This is a genomic window from Siminovitchia acidinfaciens (genome assembly GCF_003605385.1).
GTDB classification, from domain to species: Bacteria; Bacillota; Bacilli; order Bacillales; family Bacillaceae_C; genus Siminovitchia; species Siminovitchia acidinfaciens.
In genome coordinates this window covers 322,682-346,755 of sequence record NZ_QYTV02000002.1, presented here as the reverse complement: position 1 = coordinate 346,755, position 24,074 = coordinate 322,682, and the positions used below count along the sequence as shown (strand labels likewise).

The 24,074-nt window shown below is 42.3% G+C and carries 24 protein-coding genes and 1 riboswitch; of the genes, 23 read left to right on the top strand and 1 reads right to left on the bottom strand.

The features are described from left to right. The first annotated feature begins 8 nt into the window (after positions 1–8). From D4T97_RS05895 to D4T97_RS05850, 10 genes are all read left to right on the top strand, one after another. Positions 9–2,369, top strand: coding sequence for an endonuclease MutS2 (locus D4T97_RS05895; RefSeq protein ID WP_126048671.1), 2,361 nt, complete (start codon positions 9–11; stop codon positions 2,367–2,369). Between the two features lie 37 nt (positions 2,370–2,406). After that, a complete protein-coding gene (locus D4T97_RS05890; protein ID WP_126048669.1) occupies positions 2,407–2,814 on the top strand; it encodes a DUF350 domain-containing protein in 408 nt (135 codons plus the stop codon). A 680-nt stretch (positions 2,815–3,494) separates the two neighbouring features. Beyond that, a complete protein-coding gene (locus D4T97_RS05885) occupies positions 3,495–5,186 on the top strand; it encodes a long-chain-fatty-acid--CoA ligase (protein WP_126048667.1) in 1,692 nt (563 codons plus the stop codon). A 223-nt stretch (positions 5,187–5,409) separates the two neighbouring features. After that, positions 5,410–5,991, top strand: coding sequence for a TetR/AcrR family transcriptional regulator (locus D4T97_RS05880; protein WP_126048664.1), 582 nt, complete (start codon positions 5,410–5,412; stop codon positions 5,989–5,991). 48 nt (positions 5,992–6,039) lie between these two features. Continuing rightward, positions 6,040–6,813: an enoyl-CoA hydratase gene (locus D4T97_RS05875; protein ID WP_126048662.1), complete on the top strand. Its 774-nt coding sequence runs from the start codon at positions 6,040–6,042 to the stop codon at positions 6,811–6,813. Between the two features lie 313 nt (positions 6,814–7,126). Continuing rightward, positions 7,127–7,891 carry an electron transfer flavoprotein subunit beta/FixA family protein gene (locus tag D4T97_RS05870; protein WP_126048660.1) on the top strand — a complete coding sequence of 255 codons (765 nt, stop codon included), beginning with the start codon at positions 7,127–7,129 and terminating at the stop codon, positions 7,889–7,891. Between the two features lie 276 nt (positions 7,892–8,167). Beyond that, the gene (locus D4T97_RS05865) at positions 8,168–9,145 is read left to right on the top strand and encodes an electron transfer flavoprotein subunit alpha/FixB family protein (RefSeq protein WP_126048657.1); all 978 of its coding nucleotides are present in this window, start codon (positions 8,168–8,170) and stop codon (positions 9,143–9,145) included. 262 nt (positions 9,146–9,407) lie between these two features. Next, a complete protein-coding gene (gene trxA / locus D4T97_RS05860; protein ID WP_126048655.1) occupies positions 9,408–9,722 on the top strand; it encodes a thioredoxin in 315 nt (104 codons plus the stop codon). 364 nt (positions 9,723–10,086) lie between these two features. Then, positions 10,087–11,859: an excinuclease ABC subunit UvrC gene (uvrC, locus tag D4T97_RS05855; RefSeq protein ID WP_126048653.1), complete on the top strand. Its 1,773-nt coding sequence runs from the start codon at positions 10,087–10,089 to the stop codon at positions 11,857–11,859. Between the two features lie 43 nt (positions 11,860–11,902). Then, a riboswitch (Lysine riboswitch) is annotated at positions 11,903–12,093 on the top strand. A 322-nt stretch (positions 12,094–12,415) separates the two neighbouring features. Further along, complete coding sequence (locus D4T97_RS05850; RefSeq protein WP_126048651.1) at positions 12,416–13,651, top strand: aspartate kinase; 1,236 nt, start codon at positions 12,416–12,418, stop codon at positions 13,649–13,651. An 81-nt stretch (positions 13,652–13,732) separates the two neighbouring features. Here the strand turns inward: D4T97_RS05850 and D4T97_RS05845 are convergent, their stop codons facing one another. Beyond that, the gene (locus D4T97_RS05845) at positions 13,733–14,194 is read right to left on the bottom strand and encodes a YslB family protein (protein ID WP_126048649.1); all 462 of its coding nucleotides are present in this window, start codon (positions 14,192–14,194) and stop codon (positions 13,733–13,735) included. A 254-nt stretch (positions 14,195–14,448) separates the two neighbouring features. Here D4T97_RS05845 and D4T97_RS05840 point away from each other — a divergent pair, with 254 nt between their 5' ends. From D4T97_RS05840 to D4T97_RS20750, 13 genes are all read left to right on the top strand, one after another. Next, positions 14,449–15,075: a succinate dehydrogenase cytochrome b558 subunit gene (locus tag D4T97_RS05840; RefSeq protein ID WP_126048646.1), complete on the top strand. Its 627-nt coding sequence runs from the start codon at positions 14,449–14,451 to the stop codon at positions 15,073–15,075. A gap of 69 nt (positions 15,076–15,144) precedes the next feature. Further along, a complete protein-coding gene (sdhA, locus tag D4T97_RS05835; protein ID WP_126048644.1) occupies positions 15,145–16,905 on the top strand; it encodes a succinate dehydrogenase flavoprotein subunit in 1,761 nt (586 codons plus the stop codon). Positions 16,906–16,907: 2 nt separating this feature from the next. After that, the gene (gene sdhB, locus D4T97_RS05830; RefSeq protein WP_126048642.1) at positions 16,908–17,675 is read left to right on the top strand and encodes a succinate dehydrogenase iron-sulfur subunit; all 768 of its coding nucleotides are present in this window, start codon (positions 16,908–16,910) and stop codon (positions 17,673–17,675) included. 371 nt (positions 17,676–18,046) lie between these two features. Beyond that, positions 18,047–18,499: an acyl-CoA thioesterase gene (locus D4T97_RS05825; RefSeq protein WP_126048640.1), complete on the top strand. Its 453-nt coding sequence runs from the start codon at positions 18,047–18,049 to the stop codon at positions 18,497–18,499. Positions 18,500–18,536: 37 nt separating this feature from the next. Next, entirely contained in the window at positions 18,537–18,749 is a 213-nt protein-coding gene (locus D4T97_RS05820) for a hypothetical protein (RefSeq protein WP_126048638.1), read from the top strand. Between the two features lie 137 nt (positions 18,750–18,886). Then, complete coding sequence (locus tag D4T97_RS05815) at positions 18,887–19,111, top strand: helix-turn-helix domain-containing protein (RefSeq protein WP_120075451.1); 225 nt, start codon at positions 18,887–18,889, stop codon at positions 19,109–19,111. Positions 19,112–19,658: 547 nt separating this feature from the next. Continuing rightward, positions 19,659–19,805, top strand: a complete 147-nt coding sequence (locus D4T97_RS05810; protein WP_235872170.1) for a hypothetical protein — start codon at positions 19,659–19,661, stop codon at positions 19,803–19,805. Between the two features lie 198 nt (positions 19,806–20,003). Next, positions 20,004–20,435 (top strand): GNAT family N-acetyltransferase, encoded by a 432-nt coding sequence (locus D4T97_RS05805; protein WP_126048636.1) that lies wholly within the window; start codon positions 20,004–20,006, stop codon positions 20,433–20,435. A 947-nt stretch (positions 20,436–21,382) separates the two neighbouring features. Continuing rightward, entirely contained in the window at positions 21,383–21,565 is a 183-nt protein-coding gene (locus D4T97_RS05795) for a hypothetical protein (RefSeq protein ID WP_126048634.1), read from the top strand. Positions 21,566–21,603: 38 nt separating this feature from the next. Further along, complete coding sequence (locus tag D4T97_RS20755; protein WP_235872169.1) at positions 21,604–21,732, top strand: DUF6254 family protein; 129 nt, start codon at positions 21,604–21,606, stop codon at positions 21,730–21,732. A 23-nt stretch (positions 21,733–21,755) separates the two neighbouring features. After that, entirely contained in the window at positions 21,756–22,070 is a 315-nt protein-coding gene (locus D4T97_RS05790; RefSeq protein WP_126048632.1) for a DUF3892 domain-containing protein, read from the top strand. Positions 22,071–22,599: 529 nt separating this feature from the next. Then, entirely contained in the window at positions 22,600–23,523 is a 924-nt protein-coding gene (locus D4T97_RS05785) for a S66 peptidase family protein (protein WP_126048630.1), read from the top strand. Positions 23,524–23,745: 222 nt separating this feature from the next. Further along, the gene (locus D4T97_RS20750; protein ID WP_235872168.1) at positions 23,746–23,958 is read left to right on the top strand and encodes a recombinase family protein; all 213 of its coding nucleotides are present in this window, start codon (positions 23,746–23,748) and stop codon (positions 23,956–23,958) included. Positions 23,959–24,074 lie beyond the last annotated feature (116 nt).

The following is a 24,074-nucleotide window of genomic DNA, read 5'->3' as shown; positions in this document are numbered from 1 at the left end:
CAAAGTTCATGAATGATAAAATATTGAAGACGCTTGAATTTAATAAAATCCTCGCTCAGTTGGAGGAATTTGCAGCATCTGAGCTTGGAGTTGAAAAAGTCAAAAAGTTAAAGCCCGCTACTTCCCATGAGGAAGTAATTTTGCTTCAGGAAGAGACGGACGAAGCGGCTCATGTGCTTAGATTAAAAGGCCATGCCCCTCTGAGCGGAATTTATAATATTAATACTCATATTAAGCGTGCGCAGATCGGCGGTACGTTGAACCCGGGGGAATTAGTACAAGTTGCGAGCACGATTCATGCCGGTCGGTTTATTAAACGCTTCATTGAAGAATTAATTGAAGATAATGGGTTGGAAATTCCCATTTTGGCCGGGAAAGTCGATGAGATTGCTGTGATGACTCCGTTGGAGCATGACATTAAGAATGCCATTGACGAAGGGGGCGAGGTACTGGATTCCGCAAGTCCGGAATTAAGGAATATCAGGCAGCAAAAAAGAAGAAATGAAACTAGGATAAGGGAGAAACTGGAAAGCCTTATTCGAGGAAAAAATGCTCAGAAGATGCTTTCTGATTCTATCATCACTATCCGTAATGAGCGCTACGTCATACCTGTAAAACAGGAATACCGCTCCCATTACCGGGGTATCGTCCATGACCAGTCATCATCGGGGCAGACCTTATTTATCGAACCCCAGGCAGTTGTTGATCTAAACAACGACCTGAGAGAGCTGCATGTGAAGGAAAATCGGGAAATTGAACGGATCCTTATTGAGCTGTCGGCAAAAGTGGCTGAATCCGCGGATGATTTGTTTGTTCTTGTGAAAGTCTTGGAGTCGCTTGATTTTATTTTTGCAAAGGCCCGCTTTGGAAAAGCGATGAAGGCTACCAGGCCCCGCATCAATAATGAAGGCCGGATCGAATTATTCAAAGCTCGGCATCCGCTGATTCCTCCTGAAGAGGTTGTGGCCAATGATATTACCCTTGGAACGGATTATTCCACTATCGTCATTACAGGTCCGAATACCGGAGGAAAGACCATTACGTTAAAAACTGTCGGGCTTCTTACCTTAATGGGGCAGGCCGGACTGCATATCCCTGCGTCCGAGGGGTCGGAGCTTGCGGTTTTCCAGGAAGTTTTTGCGGATATCGGCGATGAACAGTCTATTGAGCAGAGCTTAAGTACATTCTCCTCACATATGGTGAATATTGTTGATATTCTAAAACATGTAGACCATGAGAGTCTTGTACTTTTCGATGAGCTTGGCGCCGGTACGGATCCACAGGAGGGCTCGGCCCTAGCAATTTCTATTTTGGATAATGTATACAGCCGCGGAGCCCGTGTTATTGCGACCACACATTACCCGGAATTAAAAGCCTATGCCTATAACCGTGAAGGGGTCATCAACGCAAGCGTGGAGTTCAATGTAGAGACACTGCGTCCGACATACAGGCTGTTGATCGGTGTTCCAGGGCGAAGCAATGCATTCGAAATATCTAAACGACTCGGTCTTACGGAGGAAGTTATCACCGAGGCAAAGTCGCTTATCGATACGGAGAGCAACGAAGTCGAGAACATGATTGCATCATTGGAAAAGAGCCGCCGCGAGGCAGAGAAGGATTACGAAGATGCGCATTTTTATTTGAAAAATGCTGAAAAGCTTCATCAGGAATTGCAGAAGCAGATGGTTGAATTTTACGAGCGGAAGCAGGAGATGTATGAAAAGGCTGAACAGAAAGCAGCCGAAGTAGTTGAAAAAGCAAGGGCTGAATCCGAAGAAGTAATAAGTTCACTGCGGAAAATGAGACTGGAAAGCGGAGCGCAAGTAAAGGAACACGAACTAATCGAAGCCCGCCGAAGGCTCGATACCGCTGTACCCGAACTGGGTAAAGCTCCTGGAAAGCTTAAAAGCTCTAAACAGAAACGCAAGCTTGAGGCCGGCGATGAAGTCATGATCACTACGTTTGGACGAAAAGGCACTTTGCTTGAAAAAACGGGTGAGAACGAATGGCAGGTGCAGGCAGGCATTTTAAAAATGAAGGTGGCCGAAAAGGATATGGAGTTTATCAAATCCGAACCGAAACCAGAGCCAAAGCCGCTTGCCACCGTCAAAGGAAGGGACTATCATGTGGGCATCGAATTGGATATTCGCGGTGCGCGGTACGAAGATGCCTTGCGTGAGGTAGAGAAATATATTGATGATGCTCTCCTGGCCAATTATCCGCGAGTTTCCATCATCCATGGGAAAGGAACCGGTGCACTAAGAACGGGAGTTACGAAATATTTGAAACATCATAGGGCCGTGAAACGTATAAGATTAGGAGAAGCAGGAGAAGGCGGGAGCGGTGTGACAGTTGTTGAATTCAAGTAAGCGCCTGGACTTTCCTGTATAAAAGGGGATGTTTTTAATGGACTCTTTTTGGGAAAACTCTTTTGTTCAAACAGCCGGCTATTATAGCGTTACTGTGCTTTGTATCATTTTGTTCCTGTTTATCTTTGAGTTGGTAACCAAATACAATAATTGGGAAGAAATAAAAAAAGGAAATGTGGCAGTTGCAATGGCAACGGGAGGAAAGATCTTTGGTATTGCAAATATTTTCAGGCATTCCATCCTTCATCATGATACGTTATTTGTGATGATTGGATGGGGAATGTTTGGCTTTTTCCTTTTGTTGACAGGATACTTTATCTTTGAATTTCTGACCCCAAAGTTTAAAATTGATCAAGAGATAGAACAAGACAACCGCGCTGTTGGCTTTTTATCAATGGTCATATCCATTGGTCTGTCATATGTCATCGGCGCCGGTATCCATTAAGGAGGAAACGGTGGAGAAACTGGCAAAAGTGCTGTTCGTTGTTTGCAGCATCTTTATCATAGTTGGTATCATTTTTTTAATCCGCATTTAATAAAATTAGAATAAAACAGGCGAAGAAAATATTTTCATTTTCTTCGCCTGTTTCTTTGTGAGGGGGTATTCTTCAGAGAATGGCTCGCAAAGGAATTTGCGTTTTTCATGGTGATCGTGTAAGCCTGATTTCTTTATCTTTTGGGCTATTCAACAAGAGTCGTTCCCGTTAATGCGGTTCGGGCTCTCCTTCGGGAGGGAAAGAGCAGGAATCGTTCCCGTTAATGCGGTTCGGGCTCTCCTTCGGGAGGGAATCAGCAGGAATCGTTACCGTTTATGCAGTTAGGGTCCCGCTTCGGGAGGGAACCAGTCAGATACGTTACGTTTATTATGAAGTTGGTAATCATGCCTGCGGTAGGATACCCCAACCCGGAACACGGCAGGTAGCCGAACTTATTCTTTAAAGATTGTCCCAACCAAAAAGCCATGTTGGCTGCCCTAGCAACGTCGCCTGGGAGCGGTATAGTATTAATGATAAACACAATTCGGATAAATCACTCAATTAGTTGTACTGCTGCCTACCTATGTAATATAATATTTATAAGTTTAAATATTCTAATTTGTCCTTTAAAAAGGAGGAATGTAAATTTATGAAGCCATGGTTGGATCTTTATCCGGTTACAATCCCCAAAACATTGGAGTACGACCGAAAGCCGGTACAGCAATATTTGACGGATGCAGCCAAAAAATACCCCAACAAGACAGCCATTCATTTCATGGGCAAGGAATTGACTTATCAAGAGCTTTTTGAAAGTTCTCTCAAGATGGCCAATTATTTGCGCAGCCTGGACATCAAAAAAGGAGACCGGGTTGCTATCATGCTTCCGAATACACCTCAAGCGGTCATCAGCTATTATGGCATTCTTTATGCCGGAGCAATCGTTGTTCAGACTAATCCTCTTTACACAGAGAGGGAACTAGAATACCAAATGAAGGATTCCGGTGCAAAAGCCATTATCGGACTCGATTTATTATATCCCCGGATTACGAAAGTGATGGCAAATACTGACCTGGAACACATAATTGTAACCGCTATCAAAGATTACTTGCCATTTCCTAAAAATGTTATTTATCCATTCATCCAGAAACGGGATACCGGTATCGTTGTCAAGGTGAATCATGAAGGAAACCGGCACCTGTTTAAACACATCATGAATGTCTCTTCCCCTGATGAAGTGCCGACAGAGTTTAATTTCGATTCTGACTTGGCACTTTTACAATATACAGGAGGGACGACAGGAAATCCGAAAGGCGTCATGCTTACGCACAAAAACTTGATTGCCAATGCAACAGCTTGCGACGCCTGGCTTTATAAAATGAAAAAAGGTGAGGAAAGTATCCTCGGCCTGCTGCCGCTTTTTCATGTCTATGGAATGACCACCGTGCTTATTTTAGGGGTCATGGAAGGATATGAGATGATTCTACTACCTAAATTTGATGTAGAGACCACATTAAAAACAATCCATAAGCAACGGCCAACCCTTTTTCCGGGGGCACCGACGATCTATATCGGGTTGTTGAACCATCCTGATATTAAAAAGTATGATTTGTCTTCCATCGAATCATGCATCAGTGGTTCTGCACCTCTCCCAATTGAAGTCCAGGAAAAATTCGAGGAGGCAACAGGTGGAAAGCTTGTGGAGGGCTATGGATTGACAGAAACCTCTCCGGTGACACATGCCAACTTCCTATGGGACCAGGAGAGGATAAAAGGCAGCATTGGAGTTCCGTGGCCTGATACGGAGGCAAAGATTGTTTCCATGGAAAATGGAGAAGCACTGCCACCTGGAGAAGTCGGTGAAATTGCTGTCAAAGGACCTCAGGTGATGCAAGGATATTGGAACATGCCTGAGGAAACGGAAAACACATTGAAGGACGGCTGGTTATTGACAGGCGATTTAGGATATATGGATGAAAAAGGATATTTCTATGTTGTTGATCGAAAAAAGGATATGATTATAGCAGGGGGCTTTAATATATATCCTCGCGAAATCGAAGAAGTACTATATGAGCATCCTGCGGTCCAGGAAGTTGTTGCTGCCGGAGTGCCCGATGTTTACAGGGGCGAGACGGTCAAAGCCTATATCGTTTTAAAAGAAGGAAAAAACGTTACGGAAAAAGAGCTCGATGAGTTTGCCCGCAAGCATTTGGCTGCTTATAAAGTGCCAAAAATCTATGAGTTCAGAGATGAACTTCCAAAAACAGCTGTCGGTAAGGTTCTACGCCGTCATCTGGTTGACGAAGAGAGAAAGAAAATGGAGCAGGAAGAAAAGCTCGGATAGTCGAAAACTAGTGATATGTGATTTTTAGCGCCTATCGGCCAACAAATTTCTATCAAACTCACCATCTACTTACTTATATCATACGTCGATGATCAAGGCGCTTGTTTTTTCTTTTTTGACTGGCCTTGTGCGACGCCGGTATGCTTGACAGAATATTGGTGTAGATTTATGATATTTTTATGAATGAATAATCATTCATTTTATTTTACAGAAGGTGAAGGCAATGAGAAGAAATAAACCCAAGTATAAACAGATTATTGAAGCGGCAGTTGTTGTAATTGCTGAAAATGGCTATCATCAGGCACAAATTTCAAAAATAGCACGCCAGGCCGGCGTGGCGGACGGTACAATCTATCTTTACTTTAAAAACAAAGAAGATGTTCTTATTTCAGTTTTTCAAGAAAAGATGGCCATGTTTGTTGAAAAGATTAATGAAGTTATTGCAGGAAAAAAAACAGCGGCAGAGAAATTATTAGTGATGATTGAAGAACATTTCAAGATTTTATCCACAGACACGAAGTTAGCGATTGTCACTCAATTGGAGCTCAGACAGTCAAACAAAGATTTACGTTTTAAAATTAATGAGGTTTTAAAAGAATACTTGAGTGTCCTGGAGACCATTTTGGATTATGGCAAAGAACGTGGTGAATTCTCGGCTGATCTTGATGTCAGACTCGCAAGACAAATGATTTTCGGGACAATGGATGAAACAGCCACAACATGGGTTCTTAATGAACACAAGTATGATCTGGTCACACTCGCTCCGAAAGTGCACGAGTTGATATTAAATGGCTTTAAGTCTTAAGTTAAGGGTATCAATCAATAAGCGTCTAACATAAGGAGGCTTGATGGTGTGGGAGTTCTGTCGGTAACAAAGGAAGGAAATGCGGCTTTAATTAAAATGGAAAGGCCGCCTGCTAATGCCCTATCAACAGAGGTGATTAAAGAGCTTGAACAACTTTTTGATGAGCTGTCGAACGACAAGGATGTAAGGGCTATCCTATTATATGGCGAAGGTCGTTTTTTTTCCGCCGGAGCCGATATTAAAGAATTCACAGAGGTCCAAAGCGGTGAGGAGTTCTCAGAACTCGCTTCCAATGGACAACGGGTATTTGAGAAGATTGAAAGCTTTTCGAAACCTGTAGTCGCTGCGATTCATGGAGCGGCGCTCGGTGGTGGCCTTGAACTGGCCATGGCCTGTCATATCAGGCTTGTCAGCGAGAATGCCAAACTGGGTCTCCCGGAACTGCAGCTTGGATTGATTCCCGGCTTTGCAGGTACACAGCGTCTTCCCCGTTATGTGGGAGTAGCGAAGGCAGCGGAAATGCTTTTTACAAGCAAACCGATTACAGGAAAAGAAGCGGTTCAATGGGGATTGGCTAATCAATATTATTCTGAGGAAGAACTACTGGATAAAGCAAAAGAAATGGTTTTTGATATTGCGAAGAAGAGTCCAGCTTCGCTCAAGGCTGTCATTGAACTCCTTCAGTTTGGGAAAGACAGCCGTTTTTATGAAGGGGAAAAACTAGAAGCAGAAAAATTTGGAGAAGTCTTCACTACGAAGGATGGCCAGGAAGGCATCAGCGCTTTTATTGAAAAAAGAGAACCCAACTTCATTGGAGAGTAAAAGTTAATTAACGAAAGTATGAAACTATTAAAGTGATTACTTTAAAATAAGATAGCATGCCTTGGACAGGGGCATCTGCAATCTGAATAGCTGCAGGCCGGCTAATGCTGAGCGCCTGGCACTTTTCTAAAAAACAAAGAAAGTAATTTATTTTAAAAAAGCTTCTCTTTGTCCAGTTCCCGCGGACAGGATGTCCTAGTGCCGACGGCGCCACAGGACGTGGCGCTCTAAGTCGGCCAGCGACTAGCCCCTCGAGGTCACAAGCCGCTTGGACTTTTCTTTATACCAGTCTCGTACATTAGGAGGTCTATTTATGAACATTTACGTGCTTATGAAAAGAACATTTGATACGGAAGAGAAAATTTCCATTTCTAACGGGAAAATCGAAGAAGATGGGGCAGAATTCATCATTAACCCTTACGATGAATATGCGATTGAAGAAGCAATACGGGTCCGCGATGAACATGGAGGAGAAGTAACGATTGTTGCCGTTGGCGAGGAAGAGGCGGAAAAGCAGATTAGAACAGCTTTAGCCATGGGAGCTGATAAAGCGGCATTGATTAATGTTGAAGACGATTTGGATGATTACGATGAGTTTTCAGCTGCGACCATTTTGGCAGAATACTTAAAAGACAAAGACCCTGACCTGATCTTGGCAGGAAACGTTGCAATTGACGGCGGATCTGGCCAGGTTGGCCCGCGCGTAGCCGCTATTTTAGATATCCCTTATGTGACGACAATCACCAAGTTGGAAATTGAAGGTGAAACTATAAATATTGTCCGCGATGTCGAGGGGGATTCCGAAATCATAGAAACATCACTTCCATTGCTTGTCACAGCACAGCAAGGATTGAACGACCCGCGCTACCCATCGTTGCCGGGAATTATGAAAGCGAAGAAAAAGCCTTTGGAAGAGCTGGAATTGGATGATTTAGATCTCGATGAAGACGATGTCGAGCCTAAAACAACCACAGTTGAAATTTTCCTTCCTCCAGAAAAGGAAGCTGGCAGGATATTGGAAGGCGAGTTGGAAGACCAGGTAAAAGAACTTGCAGGCTTGCTCAGTAAGGTAATATAACATCCTTTTATAGAGATAAGAAAGTATAAATTTTGTCTAATAAGTTTTCATTCAGAAGAATATGCGCTCTGTCTAGCTCTGACGGACAGGAGGTCCTAGTGCCACCGACGTACAGGAAGTACTAGTGCAAGCGAAGCGACAGGATGTCGCGCCCTGAGCCTGCCGAAGCCACAGGATGTTACGTCCTGAGGCGGCCTGGCGCAATAGGCTCGGGGTCACAAGCCGATAGGCGGGCGCCTTGCGCTTTTCTTAATGAGAAACAGGAGGTATGAAGCAATGGCTAAAAAAGTATTGGTACTTGGGGAACTGCGGGATGGCAGCTTAAGGAACGTTTCATTCGAGGCAATTGCCGCAGGAAAAAAAGTTGCGGAAGGCGGGGAAGTGTCCGCAGTCCTAATCGGAGATTCAGTGAAAGATAAAGCAGAAGAGATGATTCACTACGGAGCAGACCGTGTGATTATAGTAGAAGATGAGCAATTGAAGAATTATACCTCAGACGGATTTTCACAAGCATTCATGGCGGTGACTGATCAAGAGAATCCAGATGTCATCGTCTTTGGACATACAGCTCTTGGAAAGGACTTGTCTCCGAAAGTCGCCAGCAAATTGAACACAGGTCTTGTTTCTGATGTTACTGCGATTGAAGAGGGCGATGACGGCTTTGTATTCACTCGTCCCATTTATTCCGGAAAGGCATTTGAAAAGAAAGCACTAACAAACGGCCTTACTTTTTTTACTATCCGTCCTAATAATATCGACCCATTGGAAAGGGACGAAGCCAGAAGTGGAGAGGTCTCATCGGTTGCTGTGGAGATCAAAGATTTACGTACTATCATAAAAGAGGTTATTACCAAAGCGAGTGAAGGTGTCGACTTATCAGAAGCAAAAGTCATCGTTGCCGGAGGGCGCGGAGTAAAAAGTGCCGAAGGCTTTGAACCGTTAAAGGAGCTTGCGGATGTTCTTGGCGGGGCAGTTGGAGCTTCACGTGGTGCCTGTGACGCAGATTACTGTGACTACTCGCTCCAAATCGGACAAACGGGAAAAGTGGTGACACCGGACCTTTATATTGCATGCGGAATTTCCGGCGCTATTCAGCACATGGCCGGTATGTCCAATTCCAAGGTGATCGTGGCCATAAACAAGGATCCGGAAGCTACCATCTTCAACGTGGCGGACTATGGAATTGTCGGCGACCTGTTTGAAGTGGTGCCTCTTTTGACTGAAGAGTTCCGTAAAATGAAGGCATCCTCTTAAGAAAAGCGGAAGCGCTCGTTTAGCCTCGTCCTCGTAAAAGCTAGCGCTTTTCTTTCGCGCGAGGTTATGCTGCCGTAACTATCCATGACCTGGCGCATCAACTCCACTAGGACATTCCTGTCCACCGGAGCAAGATTGTCCCAAAAACGAGGTGTAAACAATATTCTTTCGGGAATATTAATTACAGGCAAATTGTTAGCGCGTTTGAAAGCCTGATGATATACTTGCCTTAGTTTCGGATAGTATATTAGGAGGTAAAGAAATGGCTATTATTAATGCAACTGACCAAGATTTTAAAACTCAGACTGGCGAAGGTGTCGTACTTGTAGACTTTTGGGCGCCTTGGTGCGGTCCTTGTAAAATGATTGCTCCGGTTCTCGAAGAGTTGGATGGAGAGCTTGACGGCAAAGCGAAAATCGTCAAAGTGAACGTTGATGAAAACCAAGATACAGCTAGCCAATACGGAGTCATGAGCATTCCGACACTCTTTGTAATGAAAGACGGCGAAGTTGTTGATAAAACTGTAGGCTTCCAACCAAAAGAAGCATTGGCAGAATTAGTTAACAAGCATCTCTAAGTCACTAAAAAATCCGAGCAAATAGGCTCGGATTTTTTTTGGAAAAATAATATCTTTTGTCCAGCTCCGACGGACAGGATGTCCTAGTGCCGACGGCGCCACAGGACGTGGCGCTCTAAGTCGGCCAGCGCCTAGCCCCTCGAGGACACAAGCCTGCAAGAAAGATTGTGCTCCTGCGGCATAGCTTACTCGAAGATGTGATGGTTTACCTCGTCGCAAAGCTGCATGAAGCATATGCGAAGAGGCATTACATGAGGTATTCGAAGTCAGCGGCTTGGCTGAAAGGCTGCCTCCTCGGGAATCTTCTTGTGCTTGTATGGGCTGACCGAGGCGCTTACGCATTTCGAAATGGGAGGTCACTTCCTTGAACCAATTGATAAAACATAAACTAGAAATCCTGCCTGACCACCCCGGATGTTATTTGATGAAAGACAGGCAGGGAACAATCATCTATGTAGGTAAAGCGAAAAAATTGAAAAACCGTGTCCGGTCCTATTTTACTGGGTCACATGACACAAAAACGCAGCGACTTGTTTCTGAGATTCAAGATTTTGAGTACATTGTCACATCTTCAGATGTCGAAGCACTTATTTTAGAAATGAACCTGATCAAAAAACATTCTCCGAAATATAACGTTCTGCTCAAAGACGATAAGAGCTACCCATATATAAAGTTGACGAATGAACGTCATCCGCGATTAATTATCACAAGAAAAGTTAAAAAGGACAAAGCAAAATATTTCGGCCCCTATCCAAATGCCTGGGCGGCCCATGAAACGAAAAAGCTGCTTGACCGGCTTTATCCCCTGCGGAAATGTCAGTCCCTTCCCGACAGGGTCTGTCTATATTATCACCTCGACCAGTGTCTGGCTCCTTGTGTCACAGAGGTGGATGCGAATAAATACAAAGAAATAACAGATGAGATCACCCGTTTTCTAAATGGGGGCTATAAGGCTATCAAAAGAGACTTACAGCAAAAAATGATTGAAGCCTCCGATCAGCTTGAATTCGAGAGGGCTAAAGAATATCGCGACCAAATTTCCCATATAGAAACGACGATGGAAAAGCAGACAATCATTTCTTCAGACTTTATCGATCGAGATGTGTTCGGTTATTCAATTGATAAAGGGTGGATGTGTGTCCAGGTGTTTTTCATCCGGCAGGGAAAGTTGATTGAAAGGGATGTATCATTATTCCCGGTATACGGTGATCAGGAGGAAGAGTTTCTCACATTTTTAGGACAATTTTACCTTCAGCCCCAGCATTTCAAGCCCAGGGAAATCCTTTTGCCCGATTCCGTAGATGCATCAATGGCTGAACAGCTTGTTCAAACGAAAATACTCACGCCGAAAAGGGGACAAAAGAAGGACCTCGTACATTTGGCGGAAAAAAATGCAAAGGTTGCCCTTCATGATAAATTTGCCCTGATCGAAAGGGATGAAGAGCGTACCATCAGGGCTGTTGAGAAGCTTGGAGAAGTGATGGACATTTATACTCCTTATCGGATTGAGGCATTTGACAACTCCAACATCCAGGGAGCCGATCCTGTATCAGCGATGGTCGTTTTTATTAATGGAAAACCGGACAAGAAGGAATATCGTAAGTATAAAATAAAAACGGTGGAAGGCCCCGATGATTACGAATCTATGAGAGAAGTTGTCAGGAGAAGATATTCACGGGTGCTTAAAGACGGCCTTCCGTTGCCTGACCTTATCTTGATAGATGGTGGAAAAGGCCAAGTAGAGGCAGCGAAGGATATATTGGAAAATGAGCTTGGAATTGAAATCCCTGTGGCAGGTCTGGCAAAAGATGAAAAGCACAGGACGTCCCAGCTATTATTTGGTGATCCCCTGGACGTAGTACCGCTTGCCAGAAACAGTCAGGAATTCTACCTAATGCAAAGGATCCAGGATGAAGTGCACAGGTTTGCCATCACTTTTCACCGCCAGTTAAGGGGGAAATCGGCCTTTCAGTCCATTCTTGATGAAGTTCCAGGTATCGGCCCGGCACGAAAGCAGAGGTTACTTAAGCATTTTGGCTCATTGAAAAAAATGAAAGAAGCAGATATTGAGGAAATAACCGAACTGGGCATACCTTTGCCGATTGCCACCGATTTGAAAGAAAAGTTGAAAGAATAGTTGAATAGGAAAAGGCTGCGTGCTATAATGAATCGGAATCAAATAAATTGATAGAGGCGCAAACCTTAAAGAGTAGTAATCCGGAGAAGCTGGGGCTTTTAAGAAGGGTTATGAAAGGGAAGGATTGCCGAAGTGAAAATAATCCCCCATGGTTATTCTCGCTGGTTCTGTTATTTAATAAATGCAGAATTGTCAGTATGAAATCAACGTTCATGCTGGAGGGCTATCTCATGTTGTGGCTTTTTCACTTTTTTAAAACTGTGACTCACAAGCAATGAGAGAAGACTCTCATTGCTTTTTTTATGTCTAAAAGCGCCTAGTCCCTAGAGCTCACAAGCCTGTAAGGAAGCAATTGTGCTCCTGCGCTATAGTTTATTCGAAGGAGTCTTGTTCAGCTCGTCGCAAAGCTGTATGGAGTATCTTCTAAGAAGTTTTTTGAAATGCTTCAAGTATGCTGCTTGGCTGAAGACCTGCCTCCTCGGGGATCGTCTTGTGCTCGCCGGGACTAAGCAAGGCGCTTGCGCTTTTCTCAATTATTTAAGAAAGAAGGTAGATTATGGGTACCATAGTCATCAAATTCGGAGGATCGTCGTTAAGCACCACGGATAAAATTAAAAATGCCGCAAAAAGAATCATCGCGGAAAAAGAAAATGGAAAAAATGTTGTAGTTGTCGTTTCAGCTATGGGAAAGACCACTGACCAGCTTTTGACTCTGGCTGGCGAAATCACGGACCGTCCGGCCAAACGTGAAATGGACATGCTTCTTGCCACTGGCGAACAAGTATCCATCTCATTATTGTCAATGGCCTTGACAGAGATGGGGGCTCAGGCTGTCTCATTGACAGGCTGGCAGGCAGGAATTATCACGGAAAAAGTGCATAATAATGCAAGAATTGTTGATGTCAGGACGGATCATATAGAGGAAATTTTAAAAGATGGAAAAATCATCGTTGCGGCCGGATTCCAAGGCGTGACGGAAGATGGAGAAATCACAACACTTGGAAGAGGCGGTTCCGATACGACTGCGGTCGCTCTTGCAGCAGCACTCAAAGCTGAACGCTGCTCCATTTGCACTGATGTAACGGGGGTATTTACATCCGATCCGCGATCCGTTCCAAAGGCCCGTAAGCTGGCGTCCATCTCTTATGATGAAATGCTTGAGCTTGCAAACTTGGGTGCGGGCGTGCTGCATCCGCGTGCCGTTGAATTTGCGAAAAACCACTCCGTATCACTTGAAGTAAGGTCCAGCATCGAAGATGAAGAAGGAACAGTAATTGAGGAGGAAGCTTCCATGGAAAAGAACTTGATCGTGCGCGGTGTCGCTTTTGAAGACAATATTACTAGAATGACCGTATTTGGCTTGAAAAATGAAATAACTGGGTTACCATCAGTATTCTCAACATTGGCTGCGAATCAAATTGATGTGGATATCATCATTCAAAGCCAAACCGACAGCAACCAGACGAACCTATCATTTTCAATCAAAGATAAAGACCGTCAGGAAGCGGTTGACGTATTGGAAAAAGAAAAGGAAGCAATTGGATTTGATCATATTGAATGTGAAACAGGGCTTTCCAAAGTATCTATCGTCGGGTCAGGAATGGTTTCAAACCCTGGAGTTGCTGCAAAAATGTTTGCTGTACTGGCGGACAACGGAATTCAATCCAAAATGGTCAGCACATCTGAAATCAAAGTGTCAGTGCTGGTCGATTCCGTTCACATGAAGCCAGCTGCTCAGCATTTGCATGACGCGTTTGAACTGGGAGTTCTTGAAGAAACGGCGGCAAAATAAGAAATCAGCCTGCTCCGATTGGAGCAGGCTCTGCTTATGGAGTCTGACCCCCACTGCATTAACGCGTTACCGCGGCGGGGATCAGACCCCAAGGATGTCTTTGTTATCCCAGCGGATGGTGAATGAAACTGTGGACCGCTTTTTATTTATTTCTTCGTACGCCTCAGTCGTCACCTGTTTCATGGATTGGACCTGCTCGGCAAGAAATCCGGCTTCAAGGCGGAAGGAAGGATCTGGATTCATCAAGAGCCGTCTTTCGACAATGCTGCCGCTTAGTTCGAGCAGAAATTCATTTTTCTTTTCATGGACAATGTGCAAATGGCCCCAGCCCGCTTCCTTGAAGAACTCTATCGATTCATCAAGAGACAAGAGCGGAAATCTTCGGGCAACATGTTTTCCAGCCCAATAGGAAACTTCATGGATGTCGCCGCCAAGGAGTTCGGGGATAAGTACGTCTCTTAATAATTCATAAGCAAAGACGGGCACATCCGGCTGATCTTCATTTTTTAAATGAGGCTGTTCATAATTGGATAAAGATTTCACTATAATTCCTCACTTTCAAATATGACTATATTATAAACGAAAATAGCATTTAATTGAAAAAGAATCTTATTACGTATTGGATTAATTATTCAGATTAGAATAAATTAGAAACTCCTTGTCTTGACGAGTTATGACGAGGGGAGTAGAATGAAATATGGTCACAACTTTGTTACAAACATTTATGTTGTTCGACAAGCCTAATCGGACAAAAACTGTCAAATGAGCAGACGCTTAAATACTAAGGGGGGTAAATCGTGGCAGGAAAAAAAGAGTTTTATTTGCGCAGGCTGCACTCTTTACTTGGTGTCATTCCAGTAGGGATTTTTTTAGTGCAACATCTATTCATTAACCATTTCGCTACAATTGGCGAAGAGGCGTACAACAATGTGGCAGGATTTGTCGGGAATCTTCCTTTTGTGATAGTCCTTGAGTTTGTTGTAATCTATATACCTTTATTATTTCATGCCGTATTAGGGCTTTATATTGCATTCACGGCTGATAATAATCCGGTTAGATTAGGATTCTTCCGCAATTGGATGTTCACTTTGCAGCGAATTACAGGAGTTATCTTATTATTCTTTATTGCTTGGCACGTCTGGGAAACACGTATCCAAAAAGCTCTTGGAGCGGAAGTTGATTTCCAAATGATGGCGGATATTTTGACCAATCCGATCATGTTGTTCATTTATATCATCGGAATCTTGTCTGCTACATTCCACTTGTCAAACGGGCTGTGGGGCTTCCTTGTAAAATGGGGAATTACACAGTCACCAAGATCCCAATACATCTCTACTTGGGTAATGGGTATCTTCTTTGTGCTTATATCTATTATCGGAATTCGTGCAGCTTTTGCTTTTGCCTATCCTGAGTGGTTCATATAATAGGCCCAAGCTGACTTTGTTGCGAGAAAAACGATACAATTAGAAGTAAAAAAGGAGTGTAACCTTTCGATGAGCAAGGGCAAAATCATTGTCGTCGGCGGTGGATTAGCCGGTCTGATGGCAACAATCAAAATTGCAGAACAAGGAAATTCGGTGGATCTATTCTCCCTTGTGCCCGTAAAACGATCCCACTCTGTTTGTGCGCAGGGCGGAATTAATGGAGCGGTAAACACAAAAGGTGAAGGCGACTCGCCTATGATCCATTTTGACGATACAGTATACGGTGGAGACTTCTTAGCCAACCAACCGCCTGTAAAGGCTATGTGTGAGGCAGCTCCTTCTATTATTAATCTTTTGGACAGAATGGGTGTAATGTTCAACAGGACGCCTGAAGGATTACTTGATTTCCGCCGCTTCGGTGGTACGCAGCATCACCGTACAGCATTTGCGGGTGCTACAACTGGTCAGCAACTTTTATATGCACTTGATGAACAAGTTCGTCGTCACGAGGTGGCTGGACTTGTTAACAAGTATGAGGGCTGGGATTTCCTTGGTATCATCCAGGACGATAACGGCGTATGTCAAGGTATTGTAGCGCAAAACATGAACACAATGGAAATTCAATCGTTCCCTGCAGACGCTGTTATCATGGCGACTGGCGGACCTGGAATCATTTTTGGGAAATCTACTAACTCCGTCATTAACACTGGTTCAGCAGCATCTATTGTTTACCAGCAAGGGGCAACATATGCGAACGGTGAATTCATCCAAATTCACCCGACTGCCATTCCTGGTGATGACAAGCTGCGCCTAATGAGTGAGTCAGCTCGTGGTGAAGGCGGCCGTGTTTGGACGTATAAAGACGGAAAACCTTGGTACTTCCTCGAAGAAAAATATCCGGCATATGGAAACCTTGTTCCGCGTGACATTGCTACACGGGAAATTTTCGCTGTATGTGTGGATGAGAAGCTTGGAATTAACGGGGAAAACATGGTTTATCTTGATCTTTCACACAAAGATCCAAAAGAGCTTGATATCAAACTTGGCGGTATCATCGAGATTTACGAGAAGTTTACCGGTGATGACCCGCGCAAAGTTCCAATGAAGATATTCCCTGCAGTCCATTATTCTATGGGCGGCTTATGGGTTGACTATGAACAGCACACGAATATCGAAGGTTTATTTGCAGCTGGTGAATGTGATTACTCCCAGCATGGTGCGAACCGCTTAGGTGCGAACTCTTTGCTTTCAGCGATTTATGGGGGAATGGTTGCAGGACCTGAAGCTGTAAAATATGTAAGCGGACTTGAAAAGAGTGTTGAAGATCTTCCTTCTTCACTATTTGACGGCGCTGTTCAGAAGGAACAAGAGAAATGGGCAGATATCACATCACTCGATGGAACTGAAAATGCCTATGTCCTTCATAAAGAGCTTGGGGAATGGATGACGAACAACGTTACAGTTGTCCGCAATAATAAAAACTTGAAAGCAACTGACGATAAAATCCTTGAGTTGATGGATCGCTGGAAAAATATCAATATCAACGATACAGCGAGCTGGAGCAACCAGGGTGCGATGTTCACAAGACAATTGTGGAACATGATGCAGCTTGCTCGCGTCATCACAATCGGTGCTTTGAACCGTAATGAAAGCCGTGGTGCCCACTATAAACCTGAATTCCCTGATCGGAATGATGAAGAATGGCTGAAAACAACAATGGCTGACTTTAACACTGCCAAAAATCAGCCTGAATTCAGCTACGAGGATGTGGATGTTTCTCTTATTAAGCCTCGTAAAAGGGACTATTCTAAAAAGAAAGAGGAGAAATAAGGATGAGCGAAAATAGAACTGTCACATTCATAATAACTCGACAAGATCATCCTGATTCCCAGCCATATGATGAAGAGTTCAAACTGGATTATCGTCCAAACATGAACGTAATTTCAGCATTAATGGAAATCCGCCGTAATCCGGTGAATGCCAAAGGGGAAAAAACATCACCTATCGCATGGGATATGAACTGCTTGGAAGAAGTATGTGGAGCATGTTCTATGAAAATCAATGGCAAACCTCGCCAATCTTGTACGGCTTTGATTGATCAGTTGGAGCAGCCGATCAGATTGCAGCCGATGGATACATTCCCGGTTGTACGCGACTTGGTCATTGACAGAAGCAGAATGTTTGATTCCTTGAAACGGATCAAAGCTTGGATTCCAATTGACGGAACGTATGATCTTGGACCTGGCCCTCGCATGCCGGAAAAAAACCGCCAGTGGGCGTATGAACTTTCCAAATGCATGACTTGCGGCGTATGTTTGGAAGCATGTCCAAATGTAAACAGCAAATCCGATTTTATCGGACCTGCATTCCTATCGCTTCCTCGTCTATACAATGCGCATCCAACAGGCTCAATGAACAAGGACGAGCGTCTTGATGCATTAATGGACGACGGAGGAATTACAGGATGCGGAAACTCTCAAAACTGTGTTCAGGTTTGTCCAAAGGGTATTCCGTTGACAACATCAATCGCTGCAATGAACCGTGCTACAAGCATTCAAATGTTCAAGAAGTTCTTCGGGAGCGATCATATGGTGGATTAATCACTCAACCATTTTAAGAACAGCAGCTGTCCACATTAGGCAGCTGCTGTTTTTTATTAAAGAAAAACAAATGGTTTAATGACCGAGGAGCCGCCTTTTCAGAAGTCTTCTTGTGCTCGTCGTCGAAAAGGAGGCATCGTTTCGGAGAAGCAAGTTATAATGACTAAGAAGCTGCCTGTCACGCCTTTTCCAAAAGGACAGGAAAGCATATTGATCATATATTTTATACAAATTAGATTTGATGTGTCTAGCTCTAGGCGACATCGGTTTGAACTCACAAGCCAAGTGGCTATAGTGGCTGAAGAACTGGTCTTTTGTTTGTCGCCTAAGACTGCGAGCGCCTTGCACTTTTATAATAGAGGAGGATAACGATGTCCCGCATAGCCTATATAGATAACTTGGAAGAATGGAAAAGTGGTTTTTCTTTTTACCAGGAAGTAAAAGTGCGTTTTTCGGAAACGGATATGTTCGGACACTTGAATAACACAGTACCTTTGATATACTTCGAGCAGGCGCGGATCGGCTTTTTTAAAAAAACTGGGTTGATGAAGGAATGGCTGGACTCCAGTCAGGAAACGATTCCTGTAGTGGCTGATCTGCAATGCGATTTCCTCTCACAGGTGTATTTTGATGAACTGCTGAAGGTTTATGCGAAAGTCAATACAATGGGGAGATCTTCTGTCGACTTGCATTATATGGGAGAGCGGGAAAACGGATCTGTATGCTTCACTGGAAGAGGCACGATTGTGCAAATATCTAAAACGACCGGAAAAAGTGTCCCATGGTCTGAAGAATATAAAGAGAAGCTGTTGTCAAAAGTTTGAGTGACAAACAATAATTTTTCAAAAAGGAAGTTGAACTATGAAGAGAATCGTACTATTTCCTTTACCAATAGCGATTATCGTGTATCTGATGTCAAATTGGTGGCTAAATAAAAATTATACGGATATCGAACCAAATATCCGGACATACATAGCCATCGGAGCTGCCCTTGTTTCCGGAGTCATATCTTATTTTCTGTTCCAAGGTGATACGGAAAAAATTGATTCATCGGACGGACGCCGAAAAAAATAAAGTGAATTATTGCCTATTTATCTTTTTCTTGCCATTCCCATGTCACTCCCATTATTTGATTCACATATGATGGTGATGACAAAGTTAATACCCATCCCCACGGTTGAAGCTGGCGAAGGCAAGGAGGGTTACATTAGTTGAAGGAGAACGAATTCACTCATAAACCGCTGCTCACGAAAAGAGAAAAAGAAGTATTTGAGCTATTAGTTCAGGATAAGACAACAAAGGAAATCGCGAACGAACTGTTCATAAGCGAGAAAACGGTTCGCAATCATATATCCAACGCCATGCAAAAGCTTGGAGTTAAGGGGCGTTCTCAAGCTGTCGTCGAACTTTTGCGCATGGGAGAACTAAAGCTTTAACAAAAAACCGGCTACCCGAAAGGGGCCGGTTTTGTTGATTATACTATGCGTAAATGAAAATCAGCCAGAAGCTATAGGGGAGCTTCTGGCTGTTGTTTTTAACTTAAATTTATTTTTAAAATAAGATATCGAGCAATAGAATGACATGTTAGAGAGCTACATTACGCGCCAAGAAGTGGATGAAGACAAAATTTTAAAATTGGCCATTGACCAATTGGTTAGGCTCTTTGGAAACTCAGTCCAAAACGTAAGTGGCGTCCTATACAAGGATTGGTCAAGAGACTAAACGGGCTGTAGAGGGAGACTTGAAGCCGCTTAGAAATTACCCGCTCTATGGTCAACCACCAATAGCTGGAGTATGGGAAAAGAAAATCATTTTTGCTGGTACAGCTTGAAGGTGCCCTTCAGTCAGCTGCACACGCGGTTTTTGAAACCAATCATTTAAATAACAGGCCTTTATGACACAATATTTTGACTGAGTATCGTGCGTGAAAAGTAACAGAATTTTAAAATTTTTGAAATGTAAGGGGAGTACTTGGAGAAAATCATGAAAGCTATTCAAATTCCGTCTAAGGGAGAAAAGATGAAACTAGTAGAGACTCCGGTACCCCGGCCGGGAGAAGGGCAAGTGCTGCTCCGTGTAGAAGCTTGCGGAGTATGTAATGGAGATTCGAGGACCAATTCTGAGGTTTAGAAGCTGTATTCCCCAATGGATTGCAGGCTTACCTATTTAATCGAGGCATTCCTTTCTATTTCGACCTGGGAAAGTTGAGTGATAACTAACCTAATATGATATAATAATGAGATAATTCGACAACTTAACCTTTATCATTACATTAAGCAGATGGAAAATTCATAACTAGAGGGAATTTAATTAGAAAAGAGTGATGAAATGGAAATTAAGAATGCAACAATGGAAGAATTTGATATTGCATTTGATTATATTGAGAAGTTATGGACGTCTAATGAGTACGATAAAGAAACAATTAGAAAGGTATATCAAGAAGTTTTGGAAAATGAAAATGATTTCGCATTTTTCCTTTATGATGAAGGAAAAGTAAGAGGTTTTTGTCATGGAACTTATTTCAATACGTTCTGGCATTCGGGAAAATCTTGTTACGTATCTAGTATTATTTCTAACGAAGAAGATCGTGGAAAAGGATACGGGCGTATGTTGATGGATCATGCTAAAAAATTAGCTGAAGATATAGGGTGTGCTGCAATGTTCTTAGATTCTGGTCTTGCTAGAGAAGAGGCGCATCGTTTTTATGACATCTATGGTTTTGAAAAATGTGCATTTTGTTACCAACTAAAACTCGATTGATTATATTGTACTTACTTTATTTAAAACACAAATCACATGAAGTAAGTTAAGTTGTACCTTTATTGGGTACAGCTTTTTTGTTAATTGTAAAGGAAATAATAAAAAGTAATGAAAGTAGCATTTTCTGCAAATGCATTTGCTTTCAGCAGCTAACTCCTACAATTAAAATATTGAATATTCCGTTTCTAATACGATTCAAAATTGCTGTTTAATACCAGAAACACCCTAACATTGACCAAATCCTCTTTTTTGAGATTGTTACATTATCTTTATATTCAGCAATGTCATTATATAAGTAAAAAAAGATTTTTCAATAAAAAGCATTGCTTGACAAAATTTGAGGTGAAAATTAACAAAGAAGCCTCCATATACGGGGCTTGTTGATCTGTATCTGGTTGATATCCATTATTCTTTTTCCAAATAAGCATCGCCGAAAATAACATTCAATGGGTGGGTATCACAAAAGCCATGCAAAAGCTTAATGTTAAGGGACGGTCTAAGCAGTCGTCGAGTATTACGCATGGGAGAACTATAGCTTAAATTACAAAACCGGCTTTCCTTTATGGGGCCGGTTTTGTCATTTTGGATATCATTAATAAAATGACAAGTAAGCTAAGATTGCTTTTTTGCCAACCATATTTCAAAGGTGCCTTACTTTTCGGTGAAAGAAGAAATTGAAAACAATAAATAAAAAGGAGAAGAAGCAGCACCGGAACGTCCGGCTATTTCTACATTACTTGCGTACGATAAAGATAAATGGCATTCCCCGTCTATCAATAGCGTGACTCTTAAATAAGCCCATGCTAAAAAGTTGGGTTTGAAAGAGGAGATCAAGTTCTAAGGATTAACCGAGAATAATCCTTTAGGAATGTTTCAATCGCTTTTGTAGGCAAACGTATAAATCCACCGTCTATTCTCATACTAGAGAAAAAGAAGGAGGGATTGAAATGGCAAAGCGCACAAAGAAAAATGACGCAGAACAAAAGAATAAAAAAGGTTTTGATCCAAGTAAAACTGACTCGGAATTCTCTCAAGAATTTGGCAGCGCCAATGCCAATCGGGCACATAAAGCAAAGGCTAAAAATGAAAAAGTATCTAAAAACCAAGGTGAATGGAAAGGAATGCACTGATTTTATCTTGGCTATAAGTATAAAGGGGCATGAACAAAATGAGTCAATCTAAAAGACAAGCGGAACGGGAATGGAAAAGTCGCAAACAATCACAAAATCCTCATGGCAAGGTTCCTTCTAATGAACAACTTGCGGAAGATGCCGGAAAAAATGATATGAAGAAATAAGAATATGCAGGTAGGTGTAGACATTGGAGCCGGATCACTTTGAGAAAATCTACAATTCGTATCGCAATCAAAGCCAGCAACAGTTGGATCCTCAAGCAGTGCAAGCAGATGCAGAAGGAAAGGAAGAAATTGTTGCTGTCAGGAAAAATAATGACGGAGATATCATTGCTTTTAAAACGAAAACAGGTCGCGAGCTAGATTATATGACCGCATTGAACGAGGCAAAGGCCGGGAATATCGCACATGTTGATGTCTTTCATAAATACGGAAGAGATATCATTCGGAGTGAACCAGATGGAATAAAAGAGAATAATTTAAGTAATTTACCTTCATTTTAAATTAGAGTTGTCCGAAAAAATCCCTGTAATAAAATAAGGTGTGTTTAATAGGTAAGAAGTACGGAAGTAAAAAGAAACGCAAGCTCTTGCTACACACAGTTTTGAACAATATTGTCACTTAAAGAGGGACAGCTCGAGTAGTCATGTGAAATAGACCATCTTAGAACTCAGGTTGGTCTATTTCATTTTGGCTTTAAACAACATGGGCAGCAATTCGCTGGAAGCTGTCATTAGTGATAAAGATTCAAATACTGTCTAGGATAGTCATCAGCCCCTTTCACAGTGATGAGCCAGGTGAGAAAAAACTCATCTTCATTCTTGCAAAAGCCCCTATATTGATATTTGGTGGTGAATGCGCGTATCAGAAAAGACCGCTTTTCCGAGCGCTCTTTTTCAATATGGGCATTTTTGTTTCGGATAGGAATAGATGAAAGTAATCTGAAAGGAATTTATATGGGAAAACGGACTATATTGTTAAGTGACAATTAAAAACATCAGTAAAGTTAATCATTAAAGGGGGAGAACATTTATGATATTGAAACCACCTATTCTAAGACAAGGTGACACTATAGGGATTGTTACTCTTGGGAGTCCGTTAGATGCAAATGTTATTAATACTCGAATCAATATGCTAAAAAATATGGGGTTTGATGTAGTAGTAGGGGAACATGTATATTCCCAAAACGGGTTTCTTGCAGGAACCGACCAAGAGCGGGCTGCTGATTTGATGAATATGTTTCAAAATGAGCAAGTTAAAATGATATTACCCACAAGAGGAGGGGTAGGCGTAGCCGGAATACTTCCCTACCTTGATTATGATATCATCTGGCAAAATCCGAAAATTGTAATGGGTTATAGCGACATTACGATATTATTAAATGTACTCTTTCAATATGTAGATTTAATGACATTCCATAGTCTTATGCTTGTTGACTTTACTCCAGAAACCCCAGGGTATAATTTTAATCAGTTTTTTTCTATAACTTCTACCTTAACAGCACCTAAACTAATAATGAACCCACCAGGAACACCACTAGTTGGCAGAGTTCCTGGAAACGTTACGGGCCGCATTGTCGGAGGCAATCTCACGTCTTTTATCGGCTCTTTGGGAACAGATTTCGAGATAGATACAAAGGGGAAAATTTTGTTTCTGGAAGAAACACATGAACCTATTAATACGGTCTATAGGTATATGAATCATTTGAAAATGGCTGGAAAATTTGAGGATTGTATAGGAATTATCATGGGAGAGTGTACGGGCTGCCAAGTTGCTTACGGTAAATCCTATGAAGATTTAATCAGTGAGTTTGTTGTTTCTCTTGGAAAACCGCTAATGACCAATCTTACAACCGGACATGGCACTTATAAAACAGCAATTCCTATAGGGGCAATGGTTAATCTTAATACGATTAACCAAACACTCACGCTGCTTGAGCCAACAGTGTGCCTTTGATTGTACAGTTACTACTTGTACTATTATCTACTACAATTTTTTATCCAGTTTTTCTGTATATTGATCGTTTAATTTGCTAAACGGCTGAAGATGTGAATTGGCTCACAAGTGGTGAGCTTTTTGCATTTTTTAAAGTATATACACATTTAGATTTTATATGGGTTCACAAACAAATGTTCATATTAATCCTATTTATCAATTGAAGGAGAGGATGAGGATAATGTGTTGCTAAGAAATGATGAGGTTTCGGATGTCCAGATTTCATGGCAGGAAAGCCTCTATATGGTTTATGTCAAAGTATCAACCGATAATGATGAACAGTTTTCTTCACCTGAAAACCAAATTGAAATTTGCCAATATTGGCTTGAAAAAACAACTTTGAATGGGAAATTAGTTGTCTTTGAAAATGGAATTTCAGAATCAGTTTTTACTTGATCGTCCAGGAGTTCAGCTAGGGGATCCTAAGTGTAAAAGGCCCCCCCAACGTTTCCCTGGATGAATAGCTTCAGATTTTCTTATTCAGATCCACTCTCTTATCTACTAGTCCCCTA

Bases quoted from the DNA above. Each gene is read 5' to 3' on its own strand.
- D4T97_RS05895 (WP_126048671.1), top strand. From the start codon at position 9: ATGAATGATAAAATATTGAAGACGCTTGAATTTAATAAAATCCTCGCT.
- D4T97_RS05890 (WP_126048669.1), top strand. From the start codon at position 2,407: ATGGACTCTTTTTGGGAAAACTCTTTTGTTCAAACAGCCGGCTATTAT.
- D4T97_RS05885 (WP_126048667.1), top strand. From the start codon at position 3,495: ATGAAGCCATGGTTGGATCTTTATCCGGTTACAATCCCCAAAACATTG.
- D4T97_RS05880 (WP_126048664.1), top strand. From the start codon at position 5,410: ATGAGAAGAAATAAACCCAAGTATAAACAGATTATTGAAGCGGCAGTT.
- D4T97_RS05870 (WP_126048660.1), top strand. From the start codon at position 7,127: ATGAACATTTACGTGCTTATGAAAAGAACATTTGATACGGAAGAGAAA.
- D4T97_RS05865 (WP_126048657.1), top strand. From the start codon at position 8,168: ATGGCTAAAAAAGTATTGGTACTTGGGGAACTGCGGGATGGCAGCTTA.
- trxA (WP_126048655.1), top strand. From the start codon at position 9,408: ATGGCTATTATTAATGCAACTGACCAAGATTTTAAAACTCAGACTGGC.
- D4T97_RS05850 (WP_126048651.1), top strand. From the start codon at position 12,416: ATGGGTACCATAGTCATCAAATTCGGAGGATCGTCGTTAAGCACCACG.
- sdhA (WP_126048644.1), top strand. From the start codon at position 15,145: ATGAGCAAGGGCAAAATCATTGTCGTCGGCGGTGGATTAGCCGGTCTG.
- sdhB (WP_126048642.1), top strand. From the start codon at position 16,908: ATGAGCGAAAATAGAACTGTCACATTCATAATAACTCGACAAGATCAT.
- D4T97_RS05825 (WP_126048640.1), top strand. From the start codon at position 18,047: ATGTCCCGCATAGCCTATATAGATAACTTGGAAGAATGGAAAAGTGGT.
- D4T97_RS05820 (WP_126048638.1), top strand. From the start codon at position 18,537: ATGAAGAGAATCGTACTATTTCCTTTACCAATAGCGATTATCGTGTAT.
- D4T97_RS05810 (WP_235872170.1), top strand. From the start codon at position 19,659: ATGAAAGCTATTCAAATTCCGTCTAAGGGAGAAAAGATGAAACTAGTA.
- D4T97_RS05805 (WP_126048636.1), top strand. From the start codon at position 20,004: ATGGAAATTAAGAATGCAACAATGGAAGAATTTGATATTGCATTTGAT.
- D4T97_RS05795 (WP_126048634.1), top strand. From the start codon at position 21,383: ATGGCAAAGCGCACAAAGAAAAATGACGCAGAACAAAAGAATAAAAAA.
- D4T97_RS20755 (WP_235872169.1), top strand. From the start codon at position 21,604: ATGAGTCAATCTAAAAGACAAGCGGAACGGGAATGGAAAAGTCGCAAA.
- D4T97_RS05785 (WP_126048630.1), top strand. From the start codon at position 22,600: ATGATATTGAAACCACCTATTCTAAGACAAGGTGACACTATAGGGATT.